This is a genomic window from Dactylosporangium sp. NPDC050588 (genome assembly GCF_040654975.1).
Taxonomy (GTDB): domain Bacteria; phylum Actinomycetota; class Actinomycetes; order Mycobacteriales; family Micromonosporaceae; genus Dactylosporangium; species Dactylosporangium maewongense.
On record NZ_JBFAJA010000080.1, the window covers coordinates 21,428 to 46,495 of the forward strand.

At 73.6% G+C, this 25,068-nt stretch carries 26 protein-coding genes; 15 read left to right on the forward strand and 11 right to left on the reverse strand.

From position 1 onward, the window contains the following. Nucleotides 1-90: 90 nt before the first annotated feature. Nucleotides 91-426 carry a hypothetical protein gene (locus AB0I21_RS42660; RefSeq protein ID WP_360569368.1) on the forward strand — a complete coding sequence of 112 codons (336 nt, stop codon included), beginning with the start codon at nucleotides 91-93 and terminating at the stop codon, nucleotides 424-426. Here the strand turns inward: AB0I21_RS42660 and AB0I21_RS42665 are convergent. The 3 genes from AB0I21_RS42665 to AB0I21_RS42675 form a co-directional block, all read right to left on the reverse strand. Then, complete coding sequence (locus AB0I21_RS42665) at nucleotides 413-2,179, reverse strand: thiamine pyrophosphate-dependent enzyme (protein ID WP_360569369.1); 1,767 nt, start codon at nucleotides 2,177-2,179, stop codon at nucleotides 413-415. The two genes, AB0I21_RS42660 and AB0I21_RS42665, sit on opposite strands and share 14 nt — an antisense overlap. Next, nucleotides 2,157-2,993, reverse strand: a complete 837-nt coding sequence (locus AB0I21_RS42670; protein ID WP_360569370.1) for an SDR family NAD(P)-dependent oxidoreductase — start codon at nucleotides 2,991-2,993, stop codon at nucleotides 2,157-2,159. The genes AB0I21_RS42665 and AB0I21_RS42670 overlap by 23 nt, the downstream gene beginning before the upstream one ends. Before the next feature lie 77 nt (nucleotides 2,994-3,070). Further along, entirely contained in the window at nucleotides 3,071-3,988 is a 918-nt protein-coding gene (locus AB0I21_RS42675) for an FKBP-type peptidyl-prolyl cis-trans isomerase (RefSeq protein WP_360569371.1), read from the reverse strand. Nucleotides 3,989-4,256: 268 nt separating this feature from the next. Between AB0I21_RS42675 and aceB the strand changes: the two genes are divergently transcribed. The 5 genes from aceB (at nucleotide 4,257) to AB0I21_RS42700 (ending at nucleotide 10,151) form a co-directional block, all read left to right on the forward strand. Continuing rightward, nucleotides 4,257-5,825, forward strand: coding sequence for a malate synthase A (gene aceB / locus AB0I21_RS42680; protein WP_360569372.1), 1,569 nt, complete (start codon nucleotides 4,257-4,259; stop codon nucleotides 5,823-5,825). A gap of 85 nt (nucleotides 5,826-5,910) precedes the next feature. Further along, the gene (locus AB0I21_RS42685) at nucleotides 5,911-7,368 is read left to right on the forward strand and encodes an FAD-linked oxidase C-terminal domain-containing protein (RefSeq protein WP_360569373.1); all 1,458 of its coding nucleotides are present in this window, start codon (nucleotides 5,911-5,913) and stop codon (nucleotides 7,366-7,368) included. A 3-nt stretch (nucleotides 7,369-7,371) separates the two neighbouring features. After that, on the forward strand, nucleotides 7,372-8,571 hold the full coding sequence (locus AB0I21_RS42690; RefSeq protein WP_360569374.1) for an FAD-binding oxidoreductase: 1,200 nt from the start codon (nucleotides 7,372-7,374) through the stop codon (nucleotides 8,569-8,571). Beyond that, on the forward strand, nucleotides 8,571-9,839 hold the full coding sequence (locus AB0I21_RS42695) for a heterodisulfide reductase-related iron-sulfur binding cluster (protein WP_360569375.1): 1,269 nt from the start codon (nucleotides 8,571-8,573) through the stop codon (nucleotides 9,837-9,839). Before AB0I21_RS42690 ends, AB0I21_RS42695 begins: the two co-directional genes overlap by 1 nt. A gap of 138 nt (nucleotides 9,840-9,977) precedes the next feature. After that, on the forward strand, nucleotides 9,978-10,151 hold the full coding sequence (locus AB0I21_RS42700; protein WP_344502747.1) for a hypothetical protein: 174 nt from the start codon (nucleotides 9,978-9,980) through the stop codon (nucleotides 10,149-10,151). Nucleotides 10,152-10,160: 9 nt separating this feature from the next. On the opposite strand, the gene AB0I21_RS42705 is transcribed toward AB0I21_RS42700, so the two are convergent. Continuing rightward, entirely contained in the window at nucleotides 10,161-10,781 is a 621-nt protein-coding gene (locus tag AB0I21_RS42705) for a hypothetical protein (RefSeq protein ID WP_360569376.1), read from the reverse strand. A 74-nt stretch (nucleotides 10,782-10,855) separates the two neighbouring features. Between AB0I21_RS42705 and AB0I21_RS42710 the strand changes: the two genes are divergently transcribed. Then, entirely contained in the window at nucleotides 10,856-11,047 is a 192-nt protein-coding gene (locus AB0I21_RS42710) for a hypothetical protein (protein WP_360569377.1), read from the forward strand. A 92-nt stretch (nucleotides 11,048-11,139) separates the two neighbouring features. Then, a complete protein-coding gene (locus tag AB0I21_RS42715; protein WP_360569378.1) occupies nucleotides 11,140-11,784 on the forward strand; it encodes a GntR family transcriptional regulator in 645 nt (214 codons plus the stop codon). A gap of 155 nt (nucleotides 11,785-11,939) precedes the next feature. Here AB0I21_RS42715 and AB0I21_RS42720 read toward each other — a convergent pair whose 3' ends face one another. Beyond that, nucleotides 11,940-12,599, reverse strand: a complete 660-nt coding sequence (locus AB0I21_RS42720; protein WP_360569379.1) for a hypothetical protein — start codon at nucleotides 12,597-12,599, stop codon at nucleotides 11,940-11,942. Between the two features lie 64 nt (nucleotides 12,600-12,663). Next, nucleotides 12,664-13,644: a calcium-binding protein gene (locus AB0I21_RS42725; protein ID WP_360569380.1), complete on the reverse strand. Its 981-nt coding sequence runs from the start codon at nucleotides 13,642-13,644 to the stop codon at nucleotides 12,664-12,666. 119 nt (nucleotides 13,645-13,763) lie between these two features. On the opposite strand from AB0I21_RS42725, the gene AB0I21_RS42730 reads away from it, so the two are divergent. From AB0I21_RS42730 to hpxZ, 4 genes are all read left to right on the forward strand, one after another. Further along, nucleotides 13,764-14,606 carry an isochorismatase family cysteine hydrolase gene (locus AB0I21_RS42730; RefSeq protein ID WP_360569381.1) on the forward strand — a complete coding sequence of 281 codons (843 nt, stop codon included), beginning with the start codon at nucleotides 13,764-13,766 and terminating at the stop codon, nucleotides 14,604-14,606. Next, on the forward strand, nucleotides 14,607-15,287 hold the full coding sequence (locus AB0I21_RS42735; protein ID WP_360569382.1) for an isochorismatase family cysteine hydrolase: 681 nt from the start codon (nucleotides 14,607-14,609) through the stop codon (nucleotides 15,285-15,287). 3 nt (nucleotides 15,288-15,290) lie between these two features. Continuing rightward, a complete protein-coding gene (locus AB0I21_RS42740) occupies nucleotides 15,291-16,943 on the forward strand; it encodes a regulator (RefSeq protein ID WP_360569383.1) in 1,653 nt (550 codons plus the stop codon). 91 nt (nucleotides 16,944-17,034) lie between these two features. Then, nucleotides 17,035-17,418 carry an oxalurate catabolism protein HpxZ gene (gene hpxZ / locus AB0I21_RS42745; protein ID WP_344502756.1) on the forward strand — a complete coding sequence of 128 codons (384 nt, stop codon included), beginning with the start codon at nucleotides 17,035-17,037 and terminating at the stop codon, nucleotides 17,416-17,418. Between the two features lie 8 nt (nucleotides 17,419-17,426). On the opposite strand, the gene AB0I21_RS42750 is transcribed toward hpxZ, so the two are convergent. The 4 genes from AB0I21_RS42750 to AB0I21_RS42765 form a co-directional block, all read right to left on the reverse strand. Next, the gene (locus AB0I21_RS42750) at nucleotides 17,427-17,993 is read right to left on the reverse strand and encodes a DUF308 domain-containing protein (RefSeq protein ID WP_360569384.1); all 567 of its coding nucleotides are present in this window, start codon (nucleotides 17,991-17,993) and stop codon (nucleotides 17,427-17,429) included. Then, nucleotides 17,993-18,289, reverse strand: coding sequence for a chaperone modulator CbpM (locus AB0I21_RS42755; RefSeq protein ID WP_344502758.1), 297 nt, complete (start codon nucleotides 18,287-18,289; stop codon nucleotides 17,993-17,995). Before AB0I21_RS42755 ends, AB0I21_RS42750 begins: the two co-directional genes overlap by 1 nt. Next, nucleotides 18,286-19,281, reverse strand: coding sequence for a DnaJ C-terminal domain-containing protein (locus AB0I21_RS42760; RefSeq protein WP_360569385.1), 996 nt, complete (start codon nucleotides 19,279-19,281; stop codon nucleotides 18,286-18,288). Before AB0I21_RS42760 ends, AB0I21_RS42755 begins: the two co-directional genes overlap by 4 nt. Before the next feature lie 92 nt (nucleotides 19,282-19,373). After that, nucleotides 19,374-19,991 (reverse strand): Hsp20/alpha crystallin family protein, encoded by a 618-nt coding sequence (locus AB0I21_RS42765; protein ID WP_360569386.1) that lies wholly within the window; start codon nucleotides 19,989-19,991, stop codon nucleotides 19,374-19,376. Between the two features lie 155 nt (nucleotides 19,992-20,146). On the opposite strand from AB0I21_RS42765, the gene AB0I21_RS42770 reads away from it, so the two are divergent. The 3 genes from AB0I21_RS42770 (at nucleotide 20,147) to AB0I21_RS42780 (ending at nucleotide 21,886) form a co-directional block, all read left to right on the forward strand. After that, nucleotides 20,147-20,542, forward strand: coding sequence for a DUF2267 domain-containing protein (locus AB0I21_RS42770; protein ID WP_360569387.1), 396 nt, complete (start codon nucleotides 20,147-20,149; stop codon nucleotides 20,540-20,542). 152 nt (nucleotides 20,543-20,694) lie between these two features. After that, nucleotides 20,695-21,294 carry a hypothetical protein gene (locus AB0I21_RS42775; protein ID WP_360569388.1) on the forward strand — a complete coding sequence of 200 codons (600 nt, stop codon included), beginning with the start codon at nucleotides 20,695-20,697 and terminating at the stop codon, nucleotides 21,292-21,294. Between the two features lie 97 nt (nucleotides 21,295-21,391). After that, on the forward strand, nucleotides 21,392-21,886 hold the full coding sequence (locus AB0I21_RS42780; protein ID WP_360569389.1) for a pyridoxamine 5'-phosphate oxidase: 495 nt from the start codon (nucleotides 21,392-21,394) through the stop codon (nucleotides 21,884-21,886). A 46-nt stretch (nucleotides 21,887-21,932) separates the two neighbouring features. On the opposite strand, the gene AB0I21_RS42785 is transcribed toward AB0I21_RS42780, so the two are convergent. Then, complete coding sequence (locus AB0I21_RS42785) at nucleotides 21,933-25,055, reverse strand: penicillin acylase family protein (protein WP_360569390.1); 3,123 nt, start codon at nucleotides 25,053-25,055, stop codon at nucleotides 21,933-21,935. Nucleotides 25,056-25,068: the final 13 nt, after the last annotated feature.

Consider the following 25,068-nt stretch of genomic DNA (forward strand, 5'->3'; position numbering starts at 1 on the left):
ACAATGCCACGGGTGAGAGGTTCCTTCACCTGTCCCAGGTGAACGCGTGTGAGCGACGAGTCACCCGTTTGCGACCTAGCGTCCGCGATTATGAGAACTCGGACATGGGTGTGCGTCGCCGGCGCCGCCATCGCGGTGGGCTCGTTGAGCGCCGCGCAGGCTCGAAGACCTGACCCGCCGATGGTTCACACGGCGCAGATGACCGGGCAGCAGGCCGCCGAGCAGCCGGATTCCATGGTGTACCTGCTGACCGGCACCGGTCTGGTCGCGATCGGCGGCGTGGTGCTCGTCGGCGGTGTATCCGGGCTCGGCGGCCTCGACATCCCGGGCGGCATCACGATGACCGTCGGCCGGACCAGGCTGTGGGCGAGGTCGGTGCGGGTCCGCGGCAGGCACCGGATCCGCCGGAGGATCACAGGCGGGTGATCCGGTCCTTCAGCAGCGTGGTGGCGATCGCGGCCTTGCGCGGCTGGCCGCGGACGAACGCCTCCGCGAACTTCGCCGCCTGCTGGTAGGTGACGCTGGCCGGCATCGGGGGCTCGTCGGCGTCGACCGCGACGTCGACGAGCGCCGGCCCGTCGAAGGCGAACGCCTCGCCGAGGACGTTCTCCAGGGCGATCGGGTCCGTGACGCGGGCCGCGTACGCGCCGCAGCCGCGCGCCCAGGCGACGTAGTCGGCCTGCGGGTCGTCGCCGTACCGGACGCCGAACTCGGGGAAGCCGTTGACCATCTGCTCCCAGACGATCATGCCGAGGGCACTGTTGTCGTTGATGACGACCTTGATCGGCAGCTTGTAGCGGGCCGCGGTGTGGAACTCGGCCATGAGCATCGCGAAGCCGCCGTCGCCGACGAACGCGATGACCTGCCGGTTCGGGTACTCGTGCTGCAACGCGATCGCGTACGGCAGGCCCGGCGCCATCGACGCGAGGGTGCCGGAGAGGTAGAACTCGCGGCCGCCGGTGGCCTGCCAGTGCCGGGCCGCCCACGTGGTGACGGTGCCGGAGTCGCAGGCGAGGATCGCGTCGGGCGCGGCGACCCGGTCGAGCGTGCTGGCCAGGAACTGCGGCGCGATGGGGTCCCGGTCCGCCCGCTCGGTGGCGGCCATGCGCTCCCGCCAGTCGCGCATCTTCTCCTGGTACCGCAGCAGCCAACGCCTGTCGGTGCGCCGCCGCAGCCGGGGCAGCAGGGCCTCGCAGGTGGCCGCGGCGTCGCCGACGAGCGGCACGTCGGTGGGGATGCGGGTGCCGACCCGCGCGGGCTCGACGTCGATCTGCACGACGTGCGCCTGGCCGGGCGCCGGGAGGAACTTCGTGTACGGGAAGTTCGTGCCCACCATCAGCAGCGCGTCGCATTCCTGCATCAGGTCCTCGCTGGGAGCGGTGCCGAGCAGGCCGAGCCCGCCGAGCGCGAAGGGCGAGTCGTCGGGCACGACCATCTTGCCCAGCAGCGACTTCACGATCGGCGCGCCGAGCACGTCGGCGACCAGCTCGACGAGGGGTCCGGCGCCGCGGGCGCCGATACCGGCCAGGATCGCCGGCTTCGAGGCGTTGTTGAGCAGGTCCGCGGCGGCCTGGAGGTCGTCGTCGGCGGGGCGCACCGGCGGCGCGACCAGCACGGGCGCGGTCGCCGGCGCGCGGGTCGGCCCGACGGTCTCGAACGGGTTGTCGCCGGCGGTCGCGACCTGCACGTCGTTCGGGACCGTGAGGTGCGCGACGCCGCGCCGGGCGAGGGCGGTGCGGACGGCGATGTCGACCAGCGACGGCACCTGCGCCGGGTTGCCGATCGTCTCGTTGTACTCCGCCACGTCCTCGAAGAGCCGGTCGAGGTGGACCTCCTGCTGGTACGCGGTGCCGATCACGCTGGACTCCTGCATCCCGGTGATCGCCAGGACGGGGGCGTGGTCGAGCTTCGCGTCGTAGAGGCCGTTGGCGAGGTGGATGCCGCCGGGCCCGGAGGTGGCGAGGCAGACGCCGAGCCGGCCGGTGGCCTTGGCGTGCGCGACCGCCATGAACGCGGCGGCCTCCTCGTGGTGCACGAGCACGAACCTGACCCGGTCGGCGTTGCGCCGCAGGCCCTCCATGATCCCGTTGACGCCGTCGCCGGGCAGGCCGAACACCGTGTCGACCCCCCAGTCGGCCAGCCTGGCGATCAGTGCCTCACCGACAGTCGCTCTGCTCATGCGTTTGTGCTTTGCCGGTGGCGGCGGAACCAAACATCGCCCTGAGCCGGCGGCGCACCCCGGGGTCGTAGGCGTCGGGGTGCGCGCGGGCGGGCCGGTCGCCGTCGAAGAACCCGCCGGTGCCCCGCTCGTGCAGGATCAGCCGCAGGGTCGCCTCGCCGCCCTCCTGGACCGTCGACCTGGGCGCGGCACCGTGATCGCGGACCATCTGGGTGTCCATGAACGTCGCCGGGTGCAGGCAGTTGACGGACACCTCGCCGCCGGCCGGGCGTCCCTCCAGTTCGCCGGCAAGGTCCAGGCTCCACGCCGCCAGGGCGAGCTTCGACCTCCGGTAGGCGGTGATGCCGTCGTACGAGCGGCGCAGCTCCACGTCGTCGAAGTCGATCGGCGCCTGGCCGATGGATCCGACGTTGACGACCTTGGCGGGCGCGTTGGCGGCGAGCGTGGGCAGCAGCGCGGTGGTGAGGCGGACGGGGGCGAGGAAGTTGACGGCCCAGCGCAGCTCATGCCCGTCCGCGCTCTCCTCGCGGGCGCCGCCGGGCGGGCCGAACCCGACACCGGCGTTGTTGACCAGGATCGTCAGGTCGTCGCGGCCGGCGACCGCCGCGGCGAGCCGGTCCACCTCGGCCAGGCTCGCGAGGTCGGCGACGAGCCCTTCGGCGGCGCCGCCGGCCGCGCGGACCTCCGCCACGCCGCGCGCGACCTTGTCCGGGTCGCGGCCGTGCAGCAGGACGGTCAGGCCGGCCGCGCCGAGCCGCGGCGCCAGCCACCGCCCGAGGCCCGAGGTGGCGCCGGTGAGCAGGACAGCTGTCATCTTCCGACCGTATACACGGCGAGGCCCCACCGGCCTGCTGCCGGTGGGGCCTCGCTTGCGTCGTGCGGGGCCGGTGCTCAGCCGCCGAAGCCGGCGGGCAGGCCGCCGCTGTCGTCCGCGTCCTTCGCGTCGAGGATGTCGACGATGAAGCGGAGCGTGCCCTTGGGGTAGCCCTCGGGGGCGTCGTCGCCGTAGGCCTTGCTGCCGGGGATGTCGAGCTGGACGCGGCTGCCGACCTTCAGGCCGACGAGGCCCTCGTCCCAGCCCTCGATGACCTGCGGCTGCTTGCGGAGCTGCTTCTGCCCGACCGGGATCTCGATCGTCTTCTTCCGCGGCCAGGACGCGTCGAAGACCTTGCCGTCCTTCATGGTCGCGCCGACGTAGTTGACCGTGACGGTCTGGCCGGCCTTGACCGCCTTGCAGTCGCCCTTGATGAGGACCTTGGTCTTGAGGGACGTGATCTCTTCGGTGCTGGCGTCGATCTTCGGCTCGGTCGCCAGGCCCTTGTCCATGCCGCCGAGCAGCGGCGGGAACGCGTTGGGGTCGCCGACCGGCTTGCACTTGATCCGGTTCTTCTCGGCCCGGTCGCCGAAGTACCAGACGCCGGCGAACGCGCCGCCGACGACCAGCAGGACGATCATCGTGCCGGCGATCGCCTGCCCGGCACGACGGCGGCGGGCGGCCTTCGCGGCGGCGATGCGCGCGGCGGCACGCTTCTCCGCCTTCGTCGCCGGCGCGACGGTCTTCGCGTTCTTCGCCTTAGCCAACTTGTCCGACTTATCCGATTTGTCGGACTCGTCGTCGTCGGCGGTCGCGTCCGGGTCGTCGCCGTCCGCGGCGGCGTCCGGGTCGCCGGCTGCGGCGTCCGCGGCGTCGGCCGGGTCACCGTCCTCGTCGGCGGTGTCGTCGGCGGTGTCGTCGCCGGTGCCGTCGGCCGCCTCGGCGTCCGCGTCCGGGTCGTCCTTCTTGCCCAACGACACGGTCTCCTCGGCCACGCCCTCGGCCTCGGTCGGCTCAGTGTTCGTCGTGTCGCTTTCCGCGTCCGCGGTGGGCTCGACCTCGGTGTCCGGTGCCGCCTGTGGCGGAGTGGCCTTGGTCGACCTCGCAGTGCGGCGGCTTCTGCCCCGATCGCTCACAGTTGGAAGACTCCCCTGCTGGACGGACCCGATAATCCGGCGGACCTGAGTTTTGTTCGCCAGAGCTTCCCATATCACACGCGCCGCGACACGCCCCGGGTGGCAGCGCAGCCGATAGGGTCATGTCATGGGCACTGTTCAGGGCGTCGAGATTACCGGACCGCTCGACGACCGATTCGCCGAGATCCTGACCGAGGAAGCTCAGAGTTTCCTGGCAGATCTGCACAGGACGTTCGACGCCCGGCGGCTGGAGCTGCTCCAGGCCCGCAAGGAGCGCGAGGCGGAGCTCGCCGCCGGCGGGACGCTCGGCTTCCTGCCCGAGACGCGCGAGATCCGGGAGGGCGACTGGCAGGTGGCCGAGCCGGCGCCGGGCCTGGTCGACCGGCGGGTCGAGATCACCGGGCCGACGGACGCGAAGATGACCATCAACGCGCTCAACTCGGGCGCGAAGGTGTGGCTCGCCGACCACGAGGACGCCAACACGCCGCTGTGGGCCAACGTCATCGGCGGCCAGCTGAACCTGCGCGACGCGAATGCCGGCACCCTCTCGTACACCTCCGGCGAAAAACACTACGAGCTCACCGGCGGACCGCGCCCCACCGTCGTGGTCCGCCCGCGCGGGTGGCACCTACCGGAGAAGCACATCCTGGTCGACGGCGCGCCGACGTCCGGGTCGCTGACCGACTTCGGGCTCTACTTCTTCCACAACCACCTCGTCACCCGGCCGTACTTCTACCTGCCGAAGATGGAGTCCCATCTGGAGGCCAGGTTGTGGAACGAGGTGTTCGCGTTCGCGGAGGAGCGGTTCGGCCGCCCCACCGGCACGATCCGGGCCACCGTGCTGATCGAGACGTTCCCGGCCGCGTTCGAGATGGACGAGATCCTGTACGAGCTGCGCGAGCACTCGGCGGGCCTCAACGCCGGCCGGTGGGACTTCATGTTCAGCGTCATCAAGAAGTCCAGATTTCTCGGCGGGACCCGTGGCAGGGACTTCCTGCTGCCGGACCGCAACACGGTGACGATGACGGTGCCGTTCATGCGGGCCTACACGGAGCTGCTGGTGCGGACGTGCCACCGGCGGGGCGCGCACGCGATCGGCGGCATGGCGGCGTTCATCCCGAGCCGGCGCGATCCCGAGATCAACAAGGTGGCGTTCGAGAAAGTTACCGCCGACAAGACCCGCGAGGCCGGCGACGGGTTCGACGGGTCCTGGGTCGCGCACCCCGACCTCGTCGAGACGTGCCGGACCGTGTTCGACGGCGTGCTCGGCGACCGGCCCAACCAGCTCGACCGGCTCCGCGAGGACGTGACCGTGACCGCGGAGGACCTTCTCGCCGTCGGTGACACGCCCGGGCAGCAGACCGAGGCGGGGCTGCGCAACGCGGTGAGCGTCGGCGTGCAGTACCTCGACGCGTGGCTCAGGGGCAGCGGCGCCGTCGCGATCAACAACATGATGGAGGACGCGGCGACCGCGGAGATCTCCCGGTCGCAGGTCTGGCAGTGGCTGCACAACGGTGTCACGCTGGCCGATACGGGTGCGCCCGTGACGCGGAAGCTGGTCGAGCGGATCGCCGACGAGGAGCTGGCGGCACTCGGCCGGGACCTCGGCGAGGCGCGGGCGTTGTTCATGGAGGTGGCTGTGGCGGACGAGTTCGTTGACTTCCTGACGTTGCCGGCGTACGAACGCATGCCGTGAACGGTCCGGAGCGCAGCGGAGTGGCTGCGAACCAGCATCGCAGGTTCGGGGCACGCCGGCGCCGCAGCGGAGCGGAGGTGGCGGTGTGACCGTCGATGCGCTCGCGGCGCGGTTGCGGGGGTTCCTGCTGCCGGAGCAGGTGCTCACCGACCGCCAGCAGCTGCGCACGTATGAGTGCGACGGGCTGACCCACTACCGGGTGGTGCCCGCGGTCGTCGTGCTGCCGCGGACGGCCCAGGAGTGCGCGGACACGGTCCGGGCGTGCGTGGACGCCGGGGTGCCGTTCGTCGCCCGCGGCTCCGGGACCGGCCTGTCCGGCGGGGCGCTGCCGCACGCCGACGGTGCGCTCATCGTCACCTCGCAGCTGCGCGCGATCCGCGAGGTCGCCCCGCAGGACGAGCGGGCCGTGGTCGAGCCCGGCGTGATCAACCTGCAGGTGAGCCGCGCCGCGTCCCCGCACGGCTACTACTACGCGCCCGACCCGTCCAGCCAGCAGATCTGCTCGATCGGCGGCAACGTCGCGGAGAACTCCGGCGGCGCGCACTGCCTCAAGTACGGCTTCACCACCAACCACGTCACCGGCGTCGAGATCGTCACCCCCGACGGGGACCTGGTCCGGCTCGGCGGGCGGGCACCCGACGCGCCCGGCTACGACCTGCTCGGCGCCTTCGTCGGCTCCGAAGGCACCCTCGGCATCGCCACCGAGGTCACCGTGCGCCTCGTCCGGCTCCCGGAGACGGTCCGGACCCTTCTCGCCGCCTTCCCCGGCACCGACCAGGCCGGCGCCGCCACGTCGGCGATCATCGCGGCCGGGGTCGTGCCGGCGGCGATCGAGATGATGGACGCCCTGGCGATCGAGGCCGCGGAGGCGGCCGTGCACTGCGGCTACCCGGGCGGCGCCGGCGCGGTGCTCATCGTCGAGCTGGACGGGCCGCGGGCCGAGGTCGACGCGCAGTTCGCCGCGGTCGAGGCGTTCTGCCGGGAGCACGGCGCGTTCGAGATCCGCATCGCCGCAGACGACGCCGAGCGGGCCCTGTTCTGGAAGGGGCGCAAGTCGGCGTTCGCCGCCGTCGGCCGGATCAGCCCCGACTACATCGTCCAGGACGGCGTCATCCCCCGCACCGCGCTGCCGCAGGTGCTGACCCGCATCGGCGAGCTGGCCCGCGACCACGGCGTCCGGGTCGCCAACGTCTTCCACGCCGGCGACGGCAACCTGCACCCGCTCGTCCTCTTCGACGAGACCGTCCCCGGGCAGGCGGAGCGGGCCGAGGCGGTGTCGGGCGCCATCCTCGACATCTGCGTCGAGCACGGCGGGTCGATCACCGGCGAGCACGGTGTCGGCGTCGACAAGGCCAAGCACCTGCCCAGCATGTACAGCGCCGACGACCTCGACACGATGCAGCTGGTGCGGTGCGCGTTCGACCCGCACGGACTGTCGAACCCGGGCAAGATCTTCCCGACGCCCCGCCTGTGCGGCGAGGTGCCGGGGCGGCGCAAGGGCACCCATCCGCAGCATCAGCCAGGCATCGCGGAGGTCTTCTAGGTCATGATCGCTGGAGCTTCACCCGCCCCGGCGGCGCGGATCGCGGGCGTGCCGGCCGCCGCCGTCGCCTCGCCCGCGTCGACCGCCGAGGTCGCCGACGTGGTCCGCGGCGCCGCCGGCGACGACCTCGCGCTCGTCGTGCGCGGCGGCGGCACCAGGCAGGACTGGGCGCTGCCGCCGCAGCGGCTCGACCTGATCCTGGAGACGTCCAACCTGTGCGGGCTCGTCGAGCACGCCGCCGGCGATCTCGTCGCCGTCGTCCGCGCCGGCACGCCGCTGCGGCAGGTCCAGGAGGCGCTGCGCCCCGCCGGGCAGCAGCTCGCGCTGGACGAGCCGCTGCCGGGCGCCACCGTCGGCGGCACCGTCGCGGTCAACGCGTCCGGCCCGCGGCGCATGCTGTACGGCACTGTCCGGGACCTGCTCATCGGCGTCACCGTCGTGCGCGCCGACGGGGTCGTGGCGAAGGCCGGCGGCAAGGTCGTCAAGAACGTCGCCGGATACGACCTCGGCAAGCTGGTCGCGGGGTCGTACGGCACCCTCGGCGTCATCACCGAGTGCGCCTTCCGGCTGCACCCGCTGCCCGCCGCCCGCCGGTTCGTGTCGGTCCGCGTGGACGGCCCGGACGACGCCGCGCGGGTCCTGGCGGCGGTCCTCGGCGCCCAGGTCGTGCCGAGCGCCCTGGAGGTCGACACCGACCCGCTGACGGTGACGGCGCTCGTGGAAGGCGTGCCCGAGGGGGTCGCCCAGCGCGCGGCCGACCTGGAGAAGCTGCTCGGCGACGGCGCCAGCACGGCCGAGACCCCGCCGCCCGGCTGGGGCACCTACCCGTGGCGGCCGGGGGACATCGGCATCAAGCTCACGTCGGCGCTGTCGCGGGTGCCGTACCTGCTGACCGCCGTCGGCGTCACCGCGCAGCTGCACGACGTCAGGCTGCACGTGCGCGGCTCGGCCGGCACCGGCGTCCTCTACGCGGGCCTGCCCGGCGACACCGACCCGGGCTCCGTCGTCGGCGTCGTCAGCGACCTGCGCGCCGCCACCCGCGCCGGCGCCGGCCACTGCGTGGTGCTCACCTCCCCGCCGGCGGTCCGGTCCCGCGTCGACGTGTGGGGGCACGTCGACGGCCTCGACCTGATGCGCCGGGTGAAGGAGCAGTTCGACCCGCTCTGCATCCTCGCTCCCGGCCGGTTCGTGGGGGGCATCTGATGGTGCTCGAAGGCCCCTTCGTCGACCCCGGGCTCGTCTCGGACTGCGTGCACTGCGGTTTCTGCCTGCCGACGTGCCCGACGTACGTGCTGTGGGGCGAGGAGATGGACTCCCCGCGCGGCCGCATCCAGCTGATGCGCCAGCGCCTCGAGGGCGAGCCGCTGACCCCGTCCGCCGCCGGCCACTTCGACGCGTGCCTCGGCTGCATGGCGTGCGTGACCGCGTGCCCGTCCGGCGTCCGGTACGACACCCTGATCGAACAGACCCGCGTCGCGGTGGAGCGGGAGCATCCCCGGCCGTTGCCGGAGCGGGCGCTGCGGGGCCTGGTGTTCGGCCTGTTCCCCCACCCGCGGCGGCTGGCGCTCGTGAAGCGGCCGCTCGGGCTGTACCAGCGGCTCGGCTCCCCGCTGCTGTCCCGGCTGCCGGGCCGGCTGGCGGCCCTGGCCGCGCTCGCCCCGCCGGTCCGCCGATCCGTGCCCCTGCCCGCGCTGGTGCCGGCCCTGGGCCCGCGCCGCGCCGTGGTCGGGATGCTCACCGGCTGCGTGCAGCGCGAGTTCTTCCCGTCCGTGAACGCCGCGACCGCCCGGGTCCTGGCCGCCGAGGGCTGCGACGTGGTCATCCCGCCGTCGCAGGGCTGCTGCGGCGCCCTCAGCGTCCACAGCGGCCGCCACGCCGAGGCCGCGGACTTCGCCCGGGGCATCGTGGACACGTTCGCCTCGGCGGGCATCGACGCGCTGGTCGTGAACGCCGCCGGCTGCGGCTCGTCGCTGAAGTCCCTCGGCGAGCTGCTCGCCGACGACCCGGCGTACGCTCCCCGCGCGGCCGCGCTCGCCGCCCGCGTCACCGACTTCTCCGAGCTGCTCGCCGACCTCGGCCCGGCCGCCCCGCGCCACCCGCTCCCGCTGACCGTCGCCTACCACGACGCCTGCCACCTCGCCCACGCCCAGGGCGTCCGCTCCCAGCCGCGGACCCTCCTGCGCGGCATCCCGGGCCTCGACCTGCGCGAGATCCCCGACGCCGAGATCTGCTGCGGCTCCGCCGGCGTCTACAACATCCTGAACCCCGCCCCGGCCGCCGACCTGGCCGCGCTGAAGGCCCGCAACGTCCTGTTCACCGGCGCCGACTGGCTCGTCACCGCCAACCCCGGCTGCCTCATGCAGATCACCGCCGGGCTCCGCACCACCGGCGCCACCATCCGCACGGCCCACACCGCCCAGGTCCTCGACGCCTCCATCCGCGGCGTCCGCCTCAACCCCGACCCCGCGTGACGGGCCGGGCAGCGCGGCACGGCGGCGATCGCGGCCGCCGCGCCCGTTCATCGCGGTCAGCCCAGGACCATGCACCCGCCCGGCGTCGGGTAGGCGACGGGGCCGAGCCTGGTGGCTCGGCCCCGCGTGGATGCCGGTATGACGACGAATCTCGTGGACTGCCCCGAGTGCGGGCTCCCGGCCACCGTGCGCGGCGACGGGCCGGCGCGGAGCACCGGCGGGCCGGTCGAGCACATCCGGCTGCACTGCGTGCTCGGTCACCGCTTCTTCGGGCCGGTCACCACCCTGCGGCGCCCGCCCGGGGGCGCGTAGCGGGGCCGGTCAGTTCGGGCGCAGGGGGCGGCCCTGGCCGTCGACCGGGCGGCCGGTCAGCAGGATGATGCCGTCGACGACGAACCAGACCCACAGGCCGAAGACGATCAGGAACGGCAGCCAGAAGAGGAAGCCGCACCAGAACGACGTCCAGCCGACGACGACGCTCAGCACCAGCTGGGTCACGCCGAGGGCGGTGTTGCCCGCGTACAGCCGGCCGATGCCGCCGAGGATGAGGAACAGGCCCGGCAGGAGCTGGAGCAGGCCGGCGGCGAGCTTCGACTTGTCGGAGTACGGCTGGCCGGTCGCCGGGTCGTAGCCCGCGTTGGCCGCGCCGGGGACGGGGACGCCGTAGCCGGGCTGGCCGTAGGCCGCCTGCTGACCGTACGCCGCCTGCTGCTGACCATACGGGTCGTAGCCGCCGGACGTGGGGGCGCCGGAGACCGGCAGCTGGTAGGTCGGCGAGTACGGCGGGCTGGAGCCGGGCGGCGACGAGGACGGCGGGCCCGACATCGGCTGCTGTCCGGCCGGCAGCGCGTACGGGTCGGAGGGCTGCTGCCCGTACTGGGGCTGCTGGCCATACGGGTTGGGCTGATATGGGTCCTGCTGCCCGTAAGGTGGCTGCGTCATGGGAGCAGGTTACCGCCACCGGCCGAAGGGACATGACCCTGTGAGCATGGTGACGTTGCGAGTCCGAGGCGCTCGTGCAGGAGGCGCTGACCCGGCTCATGCGGGGGCGCACGACGTTCGTCGTCGCGCACCGGCTCGCCACGGTCCGCAACGCCGACCGGGTCGCGGTCCTGTCCGGCGGCCGGCTCGCCGAGCTCGGCACCCACGACGAGCTCGTCGCGGCCGGCGGCACGTACGCGAGGCTGCACCGCCTCCAGCACGTGTAGCCACGCACGAGCACCGCGGACATCCACACGCGAGCGGCCGCCCGCGAGCGGCGCGTGTGAGGGTCCCTCCCGGGGTCTGCGACACTGGGCAGGTGAAACCCGGTGCGTCTGACGAGCTGGCCAGCGCGAGCCTGGTCGAGCTCGCCATGTCACGGCTGCGCCGGGAGATCCTCAGCGGCGCCACCGACCCCGGCGAGCGGCTCGTGGAGGAGCAGCTGACCCGCAGGTTCGGCATCAGCCGCGCCCCGTTGCGGGAGGCGCTGCGCCTGCTCGCGCAGCAGGGCCTCGTGGAGCACGTGCCGCGGCGCGGGGTTCGGGTCGCCACGCTCTCCGCCGACGACATCCAGGAGTTGTACGCGGTCCGCGACGTCCTCGAGCGGCACGCCGTCTCCGCCACCGCGCCCGACGCGGACCTGTCCGGCGTCGCCGCCGCGGTGAAGGCGCTGCAGGAGGCCGACGCCCGCGGCGACCAGTTCGACGTGGCGACCGCCCACCGGGAGTTCCACGTCGCGGTCGTCGGCCTCGCCGGCAACCGCCAGCTGACCCAGGTCTACGAGTCGATCCTGGTGAAGATCCAGCTGTACATGGCGCTGAACCTGCGCCGCGAGGCCGAGGTCGCCCGCCCGCACGACGGCGTCCACCGCCACGAGCGGCTGTTCGAGGCCGTGTCGGCCCGCGACACGGCCGCCGTGCTCGCGGCGCTGGACGAGCACGGCGCCCGCTCGTACATCGGCTGACGACGCCGGACGCGAGGCGGTCGGCCCGGAAGGCGCCGGTGGCGGGGTGGGCAGCGTCGCGGCGAACGCCTCGTGGGCGTGGTGCGGGGGCAGCCAGCCGCCGTCCATGCTGACCCTTGCGCCCGCCGAGGCGCCCGGTGTGCCGCGGGTGGGGGTCAGGCGCTCGGCGAGGTCCAGCCGGAGTGCGAAGGCACCGGTGGCGGCGCGGCGGACGGCGCGGGCACGGGCTCTGTGGCGGGCTCTGTGGCGGGCTGGACGGTGGCCCAGGCCGCCGACGGCGCGGCGGTGGCGGGGACGGTCCAGCCCGCGGGCATCGGGTACTCCGGCAGCGGCTGCGCCGCGAGGGCCGCGACGAACGCGGGGTGCGGGCGCCGCGGCTCCAGCCACAGGCCGTCGCGGCTGACCCGGACGCCGGCCACGGCGTCGCGGGTGCTGCGGGCGACGACGACGAGCCCGGCGCCCATGCAGGCCACCGTGCCGGCGATGGCGACGAGCGCGGCCGTGCCGTGGACCCGCTCGCTCAGGTACAGGGCGGCGACGAGGCCGGCGACGATCGTGGCGGCGCCGGCGGCGATCCGGGCGGCGCGGCGCAGGCCGCAGCGGCGGCACGACGGCCAGGCCGGCGCGAGCGCCTCCTTGCGCAGCGGCCGGAGCAGGATCCGGTAGAGCAGGCGGCCGGCGAGCACCGCCAGGGGCCACGCCCACAGCGGCAGCGGCGACAGGAACACCATCGGCCGCATGCTCGTGGCGGGCCGCCCGTGGCGCGGGCAGATCGGCGGCACGAACGCGCCGGCGGGGATGCGGACGGGCGGCATGGCAGGCTCCGGGGGCCGAGGGGTCGGCGGGATTCTGCCACGCCGCGCGCCGTCCGGGAACCCGTCAGGGCAGCGGGGCGAGGATGGAACAGCTGCTGGTGGTGGCGCCGTCGGCGCCCGGGTAGCAGATGTCGGAGTCGGCGCCGCCGTTGAGGCTGTCGAAGCCGGCGTCGCCGTACAGGACGTCGTTGCCGGTGCCGCCGTTGATGGTGTCGGCGCCCTGCCGGCCGCGGAGGGTGTCCGGGCCGCCGCCGCCGTTGATGACGTCGTCGCCGGAGTAGGTGGTGCACGGCGGCGGCGCCTGGACCGCGGCCGGCACCAGCAGGCCCGCGTTCGGGAACGGCAGGCACGGGGTGGTGTACCAGCCGCCGTCGATGACGTTGGCGTTGCCGTCGCCCGTGAGGGTGTCCGCGGCGCCGCCGCCGGTGAGGTTCTCGATCTCCTGGTACACGTCGGACTCGCCGGTCAGCGGGTCGCCGCCGTGCGCCGGGCTCACCAGGGTCGCGGTGATCTTCGCGGTCCGGCCCTGGAACGTGACGGTGTCCGAGCCGGTGCCACCGTTGATCCAGTCGTCGCCGGGGCCGGAGTGGATGACGTCGTCGCCCGGGCCGCCGGACGCGTCACCGGCCGCGGCGGGCGTGGCGTGGCCGCCCATCTTGATGACGTCGTTCCCGTCGCCGCCGGAGGCGTGCACGTTGGACGTGGTGCGGTTGTCGATGACGTCGTCGAGGTCGGAGGTCTTGATGTCCAGGAAGGTCGCCGCATGCACACAGTGGACGGTGGTCTGGGTGGCGTACGGGTAGCTGCAGGTGCTGCCGTCAGGCGTGCTGAACGTGATCGGGTAGACGTCGGTGAAGGCGACGACACCGGGCGACGGGTTGCTGACGGTGAGCCGGTTGGCCTGGTTGAGCGCCGCCTCGTAGTGCATCTCACCGCTCATGGTGAGGGTGGCGACCAGTGGTTCCGCGTGTGCGGGACCCACGGCGGCGACGATGAAGCCGACACCGAGGATGACCGCGAGTCCGAGCCGGGACAGTCGTCTCATCGCGGCAGGGTCGCAGTGACGGCGATCACATACGAGCAACTGTCGGGTACCGGCCTCCGGACATCGACGCGTTACACGGGCCGCGGTTCGGCGTAACAGAACTGTCGACAATCGACAGCATGCCCGCACTCGACGGGACCGCCGAGGAGCCGACCGCGGCGCACGGGTTCCTGTGCGAGGCCTCCGCGGCCGGCACCGCGCGGGACATCACCGCCAGCGGGGGCCTGTCGGGCACACCGTCACTTGGAGGGGCAATGACTGCAAGCATCGGCCCGGTCGTCGAGGCCCGGCCCTACGCCTGGCCGTACGACGGCTCGGTCCCGGTCGAGCGCACGGCGCTGCTGTGCATCGACTGGCAGACGGACTTCTGCGGACCGGGCGGCTACGTCGACAGCATGGGCTACGACATCGGCCTGACCCGGGCGGGCCTGCCGGCGACCGCGAAGCTGCTCGACCACGTGCGCGGGCTCGGCATGCTGGTCGTGCACACCCGGGAGGGCCACGACCCGGACCTGTCGGACCTGCCGCCCAACAAGCGCTGGCGGTCCGCGCGGATCGGCGCGGAGATCGGCGCCGCCGGCCCGTGCGGGCGGATCCTCGTCAAGGGAGAGCCGGGCTGGCAGATCGTGCCGGAGGTCGCGCCGGCGCCCGGCGAGGTCGTCGTCGACAAGCCCGGCAAGGGCGCGTTCTACGCCACCAACCTGGACCTGGTGCTGCGCACGCACGGCATCACCCACCTCATCCTCACGGGCATCACGACCGACGTGTGCGTGCACACCACGATGCGCGAGGCGAACGACCGTGGCTACGAGTGCCTCATCCTGTCGGACTGCACCGGCGCGACCGACCCGGCCAACCACGCCGCGGCGCTGCACATGGTCACCATGCAGGGCGGCGTCTTCGGCTGCGTCGCCACCTCCACCGACGTCATCGCGGCGACCGTGTCCGGCACGGTGGTCTGAATGGCCACGGTCGACGCGCTGCCCGGACCCTTCACCTTCGACCCGGCGAGCACCGCGCTCCTCGTCATCGACATGCAGCGCGACTTCATGGAGCCCGGCGGCTTCGGCGAGACCCTCGGCAACGACGTCGCCCAGCTGCGCCGCGTCATCGAGCCGACGGCGGCGCTGCTCGCGGCCTGCCGGGCGCTGGGCCTCACCGTCATCCACACCCGCGAGGGGCACCTGCCGGACCTGTCGGACTGCCCGCCCGCGAAGCTCAACCGGGGCGAGCCCAGCATGCGCATCGGCGCGCCCGGGCCGATGGGCCGCATCCTGATCCGCGGCGAGCACGGCCACGACATCATCGACGAGCTGGCCCCGGCCGGCGACGAGCTGGTCATCGACAAGCCCGGCAAGGGCGCCTTCTACAACACGTCCCTCGGCGACGTCCTCGTCGCGCGCGGGATCCGCAGCCTGGTCGTCACCGGCGTGACCACCGAGGTCTGCGTGCACACCACCGTCCGGGAGGCCAACGACCGCGGCTACGAGTGCCTCGTGCTGTCGGACTGCGTCGGCTCCTACTTCCCGGAGTTCCAGGAGGCGGGCCTGCGGATGATCGCCGCGCAGGGCGGCATCTTCGGCTGGGTCGCGCCCTCATCCTCGTTCATCGCCGCACTGCAACCCTCTCCGCAGAGGACGTGAGACATGACCACTCCCGCTTCGCTCAAGGTCCCGTGGTGGGTCCGCGGTGACACCAACGCGTTCTTCGGCTTCGGCGTCAACGTGCTCGTGAACGTGCTGACCCTGACGTCACTGTGCCTGTTCGTGGTGAAGCTCAGCGAGCGCGACGTCTTCCACGCGATCCTGCCGGCGCTCGGCATCGCGCTCGTCGCCGGCAACGTCTACTACACGTTCCTGGCGCGGCGCCTGGCCCGCAAGGAGAACCGCACCGACGTCACCGCCCTGCCCTACGGGCCGAGCGTGCCGCACATGTTCATCGTCATCTTCGTCATCATGCTGCCGGTCTACCTGAAGACCGACAACCCGACGCTGGCCTGGAAGGCCGGTCTGGCCTGGGCCTTCATCATCGGGGTCATCGTCATCATCGGCGCGTTCGTCGGGCCGTACATCCGCAGGTACGCGCCGCGGGCGGCGCTGCTGGGCACCCTCGCCGGCATCTCCATCACGTTCATCTCGATGCTGCCCGCCGCCCGGATGTGGGACCTCGCGTGGGTGGCGCTGCCGGTGTTCGCGCTGCTGCTCATCGGCCTGCTCACCGACACGAGGCTGCCGGGCAACTTCCCGATCGGGCTCGCCGCGCTGCTCGTGGGCACCGCGATCGGCTGGGCCGGCGGCGCGATGGACGGCAACGCGGTCAGCGCCGCCGTCGACGACATCGGCTTCGCCCTGCCCGGCCTGCACCTGGACCTGCTCACCTCCGGCCTGTCCGACGTGGCGCCGCTGCTCGCGACCGCGATCCCCCTCGGCGTCTACAACTTCACCGAGGGGATGTCCAACGTGGAGAGCGCCGCGGCCGCCGGCGACAACTACAACCTGCGCAGCGTCCTGCTCGCCGACGGCGCCGGGGCGCTGGTCGGCGCGGCGCTCGGCTCACCGTTCCCCCCGGCCGTGTACGTCGGGCACCCCGGCTGGAAGAAGGCCGGCGGCGGCAGCGGTTACTCGATGGCGACCGGCGTCGTCATCGCGATCCTGTGCTTCCTGGGCCTGTTCGGCTTCCTCGGCGCCATCTTCCCGCTGCCGGCGATCGTGCCGATCCTGCTCTACATCGGCCTGCTGATCGGCGCGCAGGCCTTCCAGTTCTCCCCCAAGGCGCACGCCGCGGCGGTCATCGCGGCACTGATCCCCAACATCGCCCAGTGGGCCACCAGCCAGATCGACAACTCCCTGGCGGCCGCGGGCACCACCGCCGCCAAGGTCGGCGACGCCGCGCTCGCCGGCAACGGCGTCGTCTACAGCGGCCTGCTCACCCTCGGCCAGGGCGCGATCCTCGCCGGCCTCGTGTTCGGCTCGATCGTCGCGTTCATCATCGACAAACGCTTCATCCACGCGGGCGTCTTCGCCCTCTCGGGCGCGGCGCTGGCCTTCGTCGGCCTGATCCACGGCGAGAAGGTCGCCTGGAACGCCAACGGTCAGGTCGCGCTCGGCTACCTCTTCATCGCGGTGGTGTGCGGCCTGTTCGCCCTGAGCCGCCCCGAACCCCGGCCGAAGGACGCCGACGAGCTCGAGCTGGACCGTCTGCACGGCGAAGCCCTACCTGCTCCTGCCCCCGCCGCACCACCGGCCTCTTCCACCGCCGCACCACCGGTCTCTTCCCCCGCTGCCGCTCCGGCGGCGTAGCCCTCCCCGACTGCGCGGTGGTCCCCCGTCCTCCCTGGGGACCACCGCGCGACCAGCACCGTGCAAGCCAGTCGCGTCAGAAGGGACACCCGTGCGGATCAACAGGGACGACATCGTCGCCGAGGTGGAGGCGGCGTTCGTGGCGTACGAGAAGGCGCTCGTCGCCAACGACGCCACCGCCCTCGCCGAGGCGTTCTGGGACTCCCCGGCCGTGGTCCGCTTCGGCGTCGCAGACCACCAGACCGGCGCCCGCGAGCTGCGGGACTGGCGGTCCGCGCAGCGGCCGCTCCCGCCGGGCCGCCGGCTGTTCGGCACCAGGATCACCACGTTCGGCACCGACCTGGCCACCGTCACCACGATGTTCGACTACCCCGGCACCGACGACCGACCCGGACGGCAGTCCCAGACCTGGGTCCGCCTCCCGGAGGGCTGGCGCATCGTCCACGCCCACGTCTCGCATCCCCGCGGCGACTGAGCGGTTTTTCAGGCGGCCGACAGCCGGCCCCGCCCCTGATGCGTCAGCTGGTACGCGGCGATGAGGAGCAGCACGCCGCTGGCGATCGCGTACACCCCGATCGCCCACGCGATCGCGACCGCGCCCGCCTCGGGCCGCACCACCACGAACAGCCCGGCCACCACCGAGATCGCGCCCACCAGCGCCAGGGTCCAGCCGCCGTGCTGGCGGGCGGCGAGCCACAGGTCGGCGACGCCGGTCACGATCGCCCAGGCGCCGACGATGACGGCCAGCACCACCCCGGTGATGCCCGGCCACACGATGGCGAGGACCCCGACGACGAGCCCGAACAGCCCGGCGACCGCCCGCGCCAGCCGCGGCCCGTTGCCGTCGGCGAAGCCGGTGACCGGGTTCGTGGCGCCCGCGGAGGGGCGCATGGCGTGGACGAGCTGCTCGATGCCGGTCGCGATCGTGAAGATGCCGAACAGCACCGCGAGCGCGATCACCGTCACCCCGGGCCAGATGATCGCGACGATGCCGAACACGACGGCGAGGACGCCTCGCACACCGAGCAGCCACGCTTCTCTTCTGAGCATCATGCCCTCCTTGCGAGTCGGTCTTCGAGTTCGTCGATCCGGTCGAGCAGGTCCAGCACCACGCCGACGGCGGCGTAGTTGAGCGTCAGGTCGTCGTGCAGCCGGCGGATGCGGGCGACGGTGGCCAGCTCCCGGACGGCGAAGCCGGGTGCGCCGTCCGGGAACGTGGTGACCTCCACCAGCCCGAGCGTGACCAGCCGCGCCACGAGCTCGGGGTGCAGCCCGGCCGCCGCGGCGAAGTCGGGCAGGGTCAGTTCGTCGGGAAGCCGCGCCGCCCGCACCAGTGGAAACGTCATGCCGGGCTCCGGGGGTCGGTCGTGGACGCCGCGGCGAGCTCCGCGTACAGGCGCCGCTCGCGCTCGGACAGGTCCGGCGGGACGACGATGCGGACCTTGGCGTACAGGTCGCCGGCGGCGCCGCGCGGGTTGGGCAGGCCGAGCTCGGGCAGGCGCAGCCGCCGGCCCGACGACGAGCCGGGCGGCACGTCCAGGCGCACCGGACCGGCCGGGGTCTGCACCCGCACGGGTGCGCCGAGCGCCGCCTCCCACGGCGTCACCGGCAGCTCGACCAGGATGTCGCGGCCACGGACCCGGTACCGGGGATGCGGCGACAGGCGGACGACGAGGTAGAGGTCCCCGTCCGGCCCGCCGCCGGTGCCCGGCCAGCCCTGACCGGCGAGCCGGACGCGCTGCCGGTCGGCGACGCCCGCCGGGATGTCCACTGTGTACTGCCGGGGCCGTCCCGTCGGTCCGGGCAGCGTGATCGTGCGCCGGCCGCCGTGGTACGCGTCCTCGACGGAGACGGCGAGCTCGGCCTGGTTGTCCGCGCCGGCCCGCGCCTGGGAACCGTTCCCGTCCCGGGAGCCGTTCCCGTCCCGGGAGCCGTTCCCGTCCCGGGAGCCGGACCGGTCCGCGGGCCCGGTGGGGTCGCCGGGAGCCGCCTGGTCCCGGGGGCCCGGCTGGTTGTACGGGGGCTGGCGGCGCTGCGGCCCGGGGGCCTGGCGTCCGGGGGCGGCCGCCGGGCCGGGACCGCCCCGCTGGAACAGGCTGCCGAGCCAGTCGTCGGCGCTCGCCTGGGTCGCGTCGTAGTCGCGGCGGCGGCGCGGGTCGGACAGCACCCGGTACGCCTCGGCGATCCGCTTGAAGCGCTCCTCCGCGCCGGGTTCGCGGCTCACGTCAGGGTGGTGCAGGCGGGCGAGGGTCCGGTACGCGCGCCGGACCTCCTCCCGGCGGGCGTTCCTCGGCACGCCGAGGTCTGCGTAGTAGTCGCGGGTGTCAACCGTCGTCATCGGTCCCCCCAACTCGTGCGCCGACCGCGTCGACCGGCGAGCGGCCCCGCGAGGGGGCGGCATCGCCGTGTCGCGCGCCTGGACCCGGCCGCTCAGGTCATGCCGCTGCGACCGACCTGGCCCGTGCTGCCGGTGCCGGTGCTGCCGGCCTGCTGGCTCGCCGGCCGTGGACGGGACTGGCCCTCACGCATCTGCTTCGCCTGCGCCGCGGGCGTGTCGGCGGGGTCGGTCTGCGGCGGCCGCCCGGCCCGCGCCTGCTGCTGCCCGGCACCCGTGTCCTGCGGGCCGGTGCCGGTGTCCCGCTGCTCCAGGCCGGGCCGGGCCGCCGACGACTGGACGGTGATGCGGCGGCGCTGCTCGCCGCGCGCCTTGGGCGCCACGATCGTGAGCACGCCGCTGTCGAGGTTCGCCTCGACCCGGTCGCCGTCGATGTCGCCCGGCAGCGCGACGAGGAACTCGAACTCGCCCTCCTGCCGCGCGTGATGGTGCATCGTGCCGGTGCGGGTCCGGGCACGGTAGCTGCCGGCCACCCGGATCTCGTTGTCCCGCAGGTCGATCCGCACGTCGGCGGCGTCGACGTCGGGCAGGTCCAAGTCGACCCGGTAGGTGTCGGTGGTCTCCTCGATGTCGACCGGCACGCCACCGATGCGCGGCATCGCCGCCGCCGGGAACGGGAACGCCCGGCCGGGTCGGGTCACCAGGAATGCCATCAGTAGGTCTCCCAACGGTGAGGGGATGTACGCGGCCATGCTGGGCGCGCGCCGGGTGACCCCGTCCCACCTCCGGCGGATGAGCGGACGTGGTAGGCCCGTTCGCTCCCTGCTGGTGATGGTGCTTCACCTGCGGGCTGGGGAGCGTTCCTCGCATGTATGAAGACGTGTTCATCACGGAGGTCCGCGAGAAGACCGGCCTTGCCACCGCCGAGGAGACCCGGCGCGCGGTCCGGGGTGTGCTGCACGCCCTCGCCACGCGCCTGCCCGACGGCTGGGTGCACCACCTCGCGGCGGAGCTGCCACCGACGCTCGCGGAACCCCTGTGGTCCTATCAGCACCTGTACGACCAGGAGGTCCACGTGGACTTCCTCGCCGACGTCGCCGCCCGTGCGGCCGTGTCACCGGCCCTCGCCGAGCCCCTGGCCCGTGCGGTCTTCGCCGTCATCGCGAGCGTCGGCGACCCGGCCCTGCTGCGCCGCGTGTACGCCCCGCTGACCAGCGACATCCTCGCGCTCACCGAGTCCGACCGCTCCCTTCTGCCCGTCTGATCCGGGCCCGGAGACGGCACCCACAAGGACCCCGTCCGAGCCCGGGCGGGGTCCCCGCAACCCGGCCGGCGCCGCCGGGACGGGGTGGGACGCGACCGCCCCCTCACGGCTGACGGCGGCACGCATCGACGGCTGCGGGTATCGTCGCTCGGATGGCTGCCGTGTGCGGGATCGACGACTGTGGCGTGCTGGCGATCGGAAGGTGCCGGGACTGCGGCAACGCGTTCTGCATGTCGCACCAGGGACGCAACCCGGCCTCCGGCGACGGCTACGCCGCGCTGTGCGAGCCGTGCGCCGCCCGCCGCCACGCGGCCACCGCCTCGAACCGTGACGTCGCCCCCGTGCAGCGCCTCGGCGACGAGCAGCGCTGGGTCATGTCGGGGCAGGCCGTCCGCGACCTGACCGCGAAGGGTGTGCCGGCGCTGCCGGTGATCGAGCAGCGCCACCGCGCCGTGAAGCTCCGCTTCGGCGGCGAGCGCGTCGAGATCGACGAGATCGAGGTCGGCACGCTGTGGGTCCTCGGCAGGTTCGAGTGGACGCAGCCGGTCGACGGCGTCGCCGAGACCCGGGAGCGCACCACCGGGCTGCTCGCCGAGCCCCGCGGCGGCTACCCGGTCGCCGCGTTCCGCCAGGCGGTCGCCCGCTGCCGCGTCACCGAGCTCGGCGCCACCCTGGTCCGCGACGGCGGCGCCGAGCTGGAGGCCCGCGCCGTCCCCCTGATCGCCCAGGCCGCCCGCCGCCTCCTGCGCTGAACCGCGCCGGACAACAGCCCGCCGCGCTGATCGTGCGACCCCGAATGACACGTTCGGTAGTTGACCCTGGCGGCGGCGGTGCGCCAATCTGGCTGCCATGCTGTCGTGGGGGCGCTTCCGGCGGTCCGCGCCCGACCTTGCCGCGGCAGGGCGGGCGCTGCTGTACCGCAGCGGGGTCGGGCTGGCGTACCTCGGGACGGTGCGGGTCGACGGCGGGCCGCGGGTGCACCCGGTCAGCCCGCTGCTGGTCGAGGACGGGCTCTACGCGCTGCTCATGGTCTCGCCGAAGCTGGAGGACCTGCTCCGGGACGACCGGTTCGCGCTGCACACGTTTCCGCTCGGGGACACCGAGGACGCGTTCTACCTGACCGGGCGGGCCCGGTTCCCGCGCGAGGAGGCGCTGCGGCGCAGCGTCGCGGCGGCGTTCCTCGCCGAGCGGGGCCTGTCGGGGCCGCCGCCCGGCTTCGGGCAGAACGTGCTGGTCGAACTGGTCGTGGAGACCTGCGTGCTGAGCCGGGCGGGCGAGCAGATCACCTGGGCGGCGGCCGGCCCCTACCGGCACGAGGTCGGCCGCCACCGCGCGATGCGCTGAGCCCGGAGGCCACCGCGCACCGCGCGGTGCGCTGAGCCCGACGGTGCTACCGCGAGTACGCCTCCAGCTCCCACAGCGAGTAGCCGTAGCCGGTGGCGCGGGCGACGCCGGCCATGCGGACGTAACGGGCGCTGACCGGGGCGAAGGTCACGCTGTCGGTGCCGCCGTTGCCCGCGTCGATCGTGGCCGCGGTGGTCCACGCGGTGCCGTTGGCCGACACCTCGATGCGGTAGCGGGTGCCGTACGCGGCCTCCCACCGCAGGATCACCCGCCGCAGGGTGCGGGCCGAGCCGAGGTCGACGGTCAGGGACTGGTCGTCGCTCCACCAGCTCGCCCAGCGGGTGGTCGGGTCGCCGTCGACGGCGGCGCCGGCGCTGTAGCCGATGAACGTGCCGTTGCCGGTCGCCTTGCGGCCGAGGGCGAGGTTGGTGATGTCGTCGCCGCGTTTCGCCGGGAACGACACGACCTGCTGGTAGGTGGGGCGGTTCTGCCAGGAGATCTTGTCGTGGGTGATGCCGCCGAGCGGGGACTGGACGATGCTGTCGGCGCACCACTGGTCGCCGGCGCCGCAGGAGGCGTCGCCGGGGTAGGTGGTGGTGGCCGGCTCGGCCGCCGCGGCCGCGAGGGTCGAGGACAGCGTGGCGCGGCAGGCGGCCGGCGTGCCGCAGTAGGTGCGGCCGAGACCACCCCGGACGGGGTCGCCGAGGACCGTGCGGAGGTCCTTGTCGAGGTACCCCCACCAGCCGTTCTGGAACGAGGAGCCCTTGTGGCTCTGCGACTGGTTCAGCGACGTGGCACCGGTCGAGCCGGTGAAGCCGGACGGCGACTCGTCGATCTGCAGAGCGCCGGTGAGGGCCGTGTACACGTCGTCGCCCAGGCCGGGCTTGAAGACGCCGGCGATCAGCTTCGGCCACCAGGCGTCGAAGAGGCGGATGGCGTCGGCGTGCTGGTACACGTGGGACCCCGGCGCCGTCTCGACCCGCTTCGCGCCGGCCGCTTGCCACGCGGCCAGCGCGGCGTAGGACGGCGCGCCGGGGCCGAGGATGCGCAGCAGCTCCGGCAGCAGCGCCTCGGCCCGCAGGTCGGTGACGGCGGCGTCCTCGACGAGGCGCACCACCGCCGCCCGGTCGACCTTGCCGCCGCCGGCGAGGGCGGCCTTGACCCGGCGGTCGAGCAGGTCGGCGCGGTGCACGGCGCCGAAGCTGAAGTTGCCGTCCGCGGCGCTGTAGCCGGCCGCCTGCTTGTTGTTCCAGCTCACGAAGTAGTCCTGGCCCGCCGACTGGGGGTGCTGCGCGACGGCCGCGTAGTCGGCGGTGTTGGTGTCGGGGTTCCAGTTCTGCCACTCGTAGGCGGCCTCGGCGCGGGTCGGCAGGTTCGGGTTCGCGCCCGCCTTGCGGACCGGGTTGGCGCCGGAGTTGAAGTACGCGGTGTCGGTCGCGTTCACGTAGAACCAGTTGAACGCGTAGCCGACGTCCGCGGCGGAGGCGATGAACGCCGCCGGCGAGCCCATCGCGGCCGGATCGTTGAACGCCTGGAACCCGATCGCGGAGTCCGCCTCGTGCCGGTAGGTGGAGCGCAGCCGGGTGAAGGCGACCGGCACGCCGCCGGCCTTGCCGCGCCAGGCGACGAGCCCGTACTTCGTGCGGAACGTGGTCAGCCGGTAGGAGCCCGCCGGGGTCGGGTCGGCGAGCGTCGGCGTCCACGCGTTGGTGCGGGTCAGCGCCTCCATCGGCGTGCACGTGCCGTGGAACAGGTAGCTGGAGGACTGGACGGTCGGCGCGGAGCCGTCGGTGTTGCACAGCGGCACCGAGTAGGTGTCGGTGATGTCCTGCTCGGCGGAGGTGGCGCTCCAGGCGTAGTCCTGGCCGCGGCCGAGCAGCACGTACAGGTTGAGGCCGGCGAACGCGACGCCGTGCGCGCTGATCCCGGGGCCCTGCAGCTCCTGCAGCATGAGCAGCTGCGGCGAGAAGTAGCCGGTCTGCGGGCCGAACACCGCGATCGGGTGGCCGGTCGCGGAGTGTGCGGCGTCGACGACGACAGCGTTGGACATGCCCTTGTGCTGGGCCGAGAACGAGCCGGTGGCGGCCGCGGTCCCGGAGCCGGTGGGGTCGAAGACGACCGGCTGCGCGGTGACGGTGCCCGCGTCCGGCAGCGCGACGCCGGGCGCGTCCGGGTCGGCGGCGCCGTAGGGGAACGACTGTCCGTTGTGGAGGGTGAGGACCGCCTCGGGGTCGTTCTGCCCGCGGAACGCCGCCCAGAGGCGGTCGCCCTCGACGGGCCCGTAGCGGGCGCGGGCGGTCACCCGTACCAGGGCCGACTCCACCTCGCCGCCGCCACCCCCGCCGAAGAGGCCGCCGACGACGCCGGCGATCGCGATCAGGTCGGTCATCTTGAACTGCTCCGGCCCGCCGGCGTTGGTGACCGCGTCGAGGTGCCCGGTCAGCACGTACTCGCCGGGGCAGTTGCGGCCGGACATGCAGGCGGCGATGTAGGCGTTGACGCCGGCGACGTAGTCCTGCACGTCGGTGTAGAGCTGCGCGCCGCGCGGGCCCTTGGTCCGCAGCTGCTCGACCTGGGCCTGCAGGTCGGCCTCGGTGTAGGGGGCGTTGCGCCAGATGCTCTGCTCCAGCTCGCGGTTGCCCGGGGAGCCGCCCGCGAACGGGGTCAGCTGCCCGCGGCCGACCCGCCGCAGCAGGTCCATGACGAACAGCCGGTCCTCCGCGCCCGCGTAGCCGGCGCCGAACATGGTGCCGGCGCGGGTCGTGCCGGTCACGTGCGGCACGCCGGCGCTCTTGTCCCGCACGATCGTGACGTCGGCGCGCGGGCTGTAGGTGCGCTCGGCCTGGCCGGCGGGGACGCCGAAGGAGGCGCCGTTGTAGAAGCGGTCGATCTGCTCACCCGTGAGGCCGGTGTACGCGGAGACCAGGTCCGCGTACCTGCCGAGCTGGTCGGCGGAGTGCGGTGGCCGGTAGCCGAGCGCCTGGTGCGCCAGGATGTCGGCGAGGGTGGCGTTGCCGTTCTGGCCGGGCGGGACGATGTCGTCGCACTCGTCGAGGCAGTAGTCCGTGGGGACGAGGACGGCGGCGGGAGCCTGCACGGGGGTTGCGACGAGCACGCCGGCCGTGATGAGCAGTGCCGCGGCGGCGCGTTTCAGCAGGGGCAGGGACATGGCGGATCCCTTC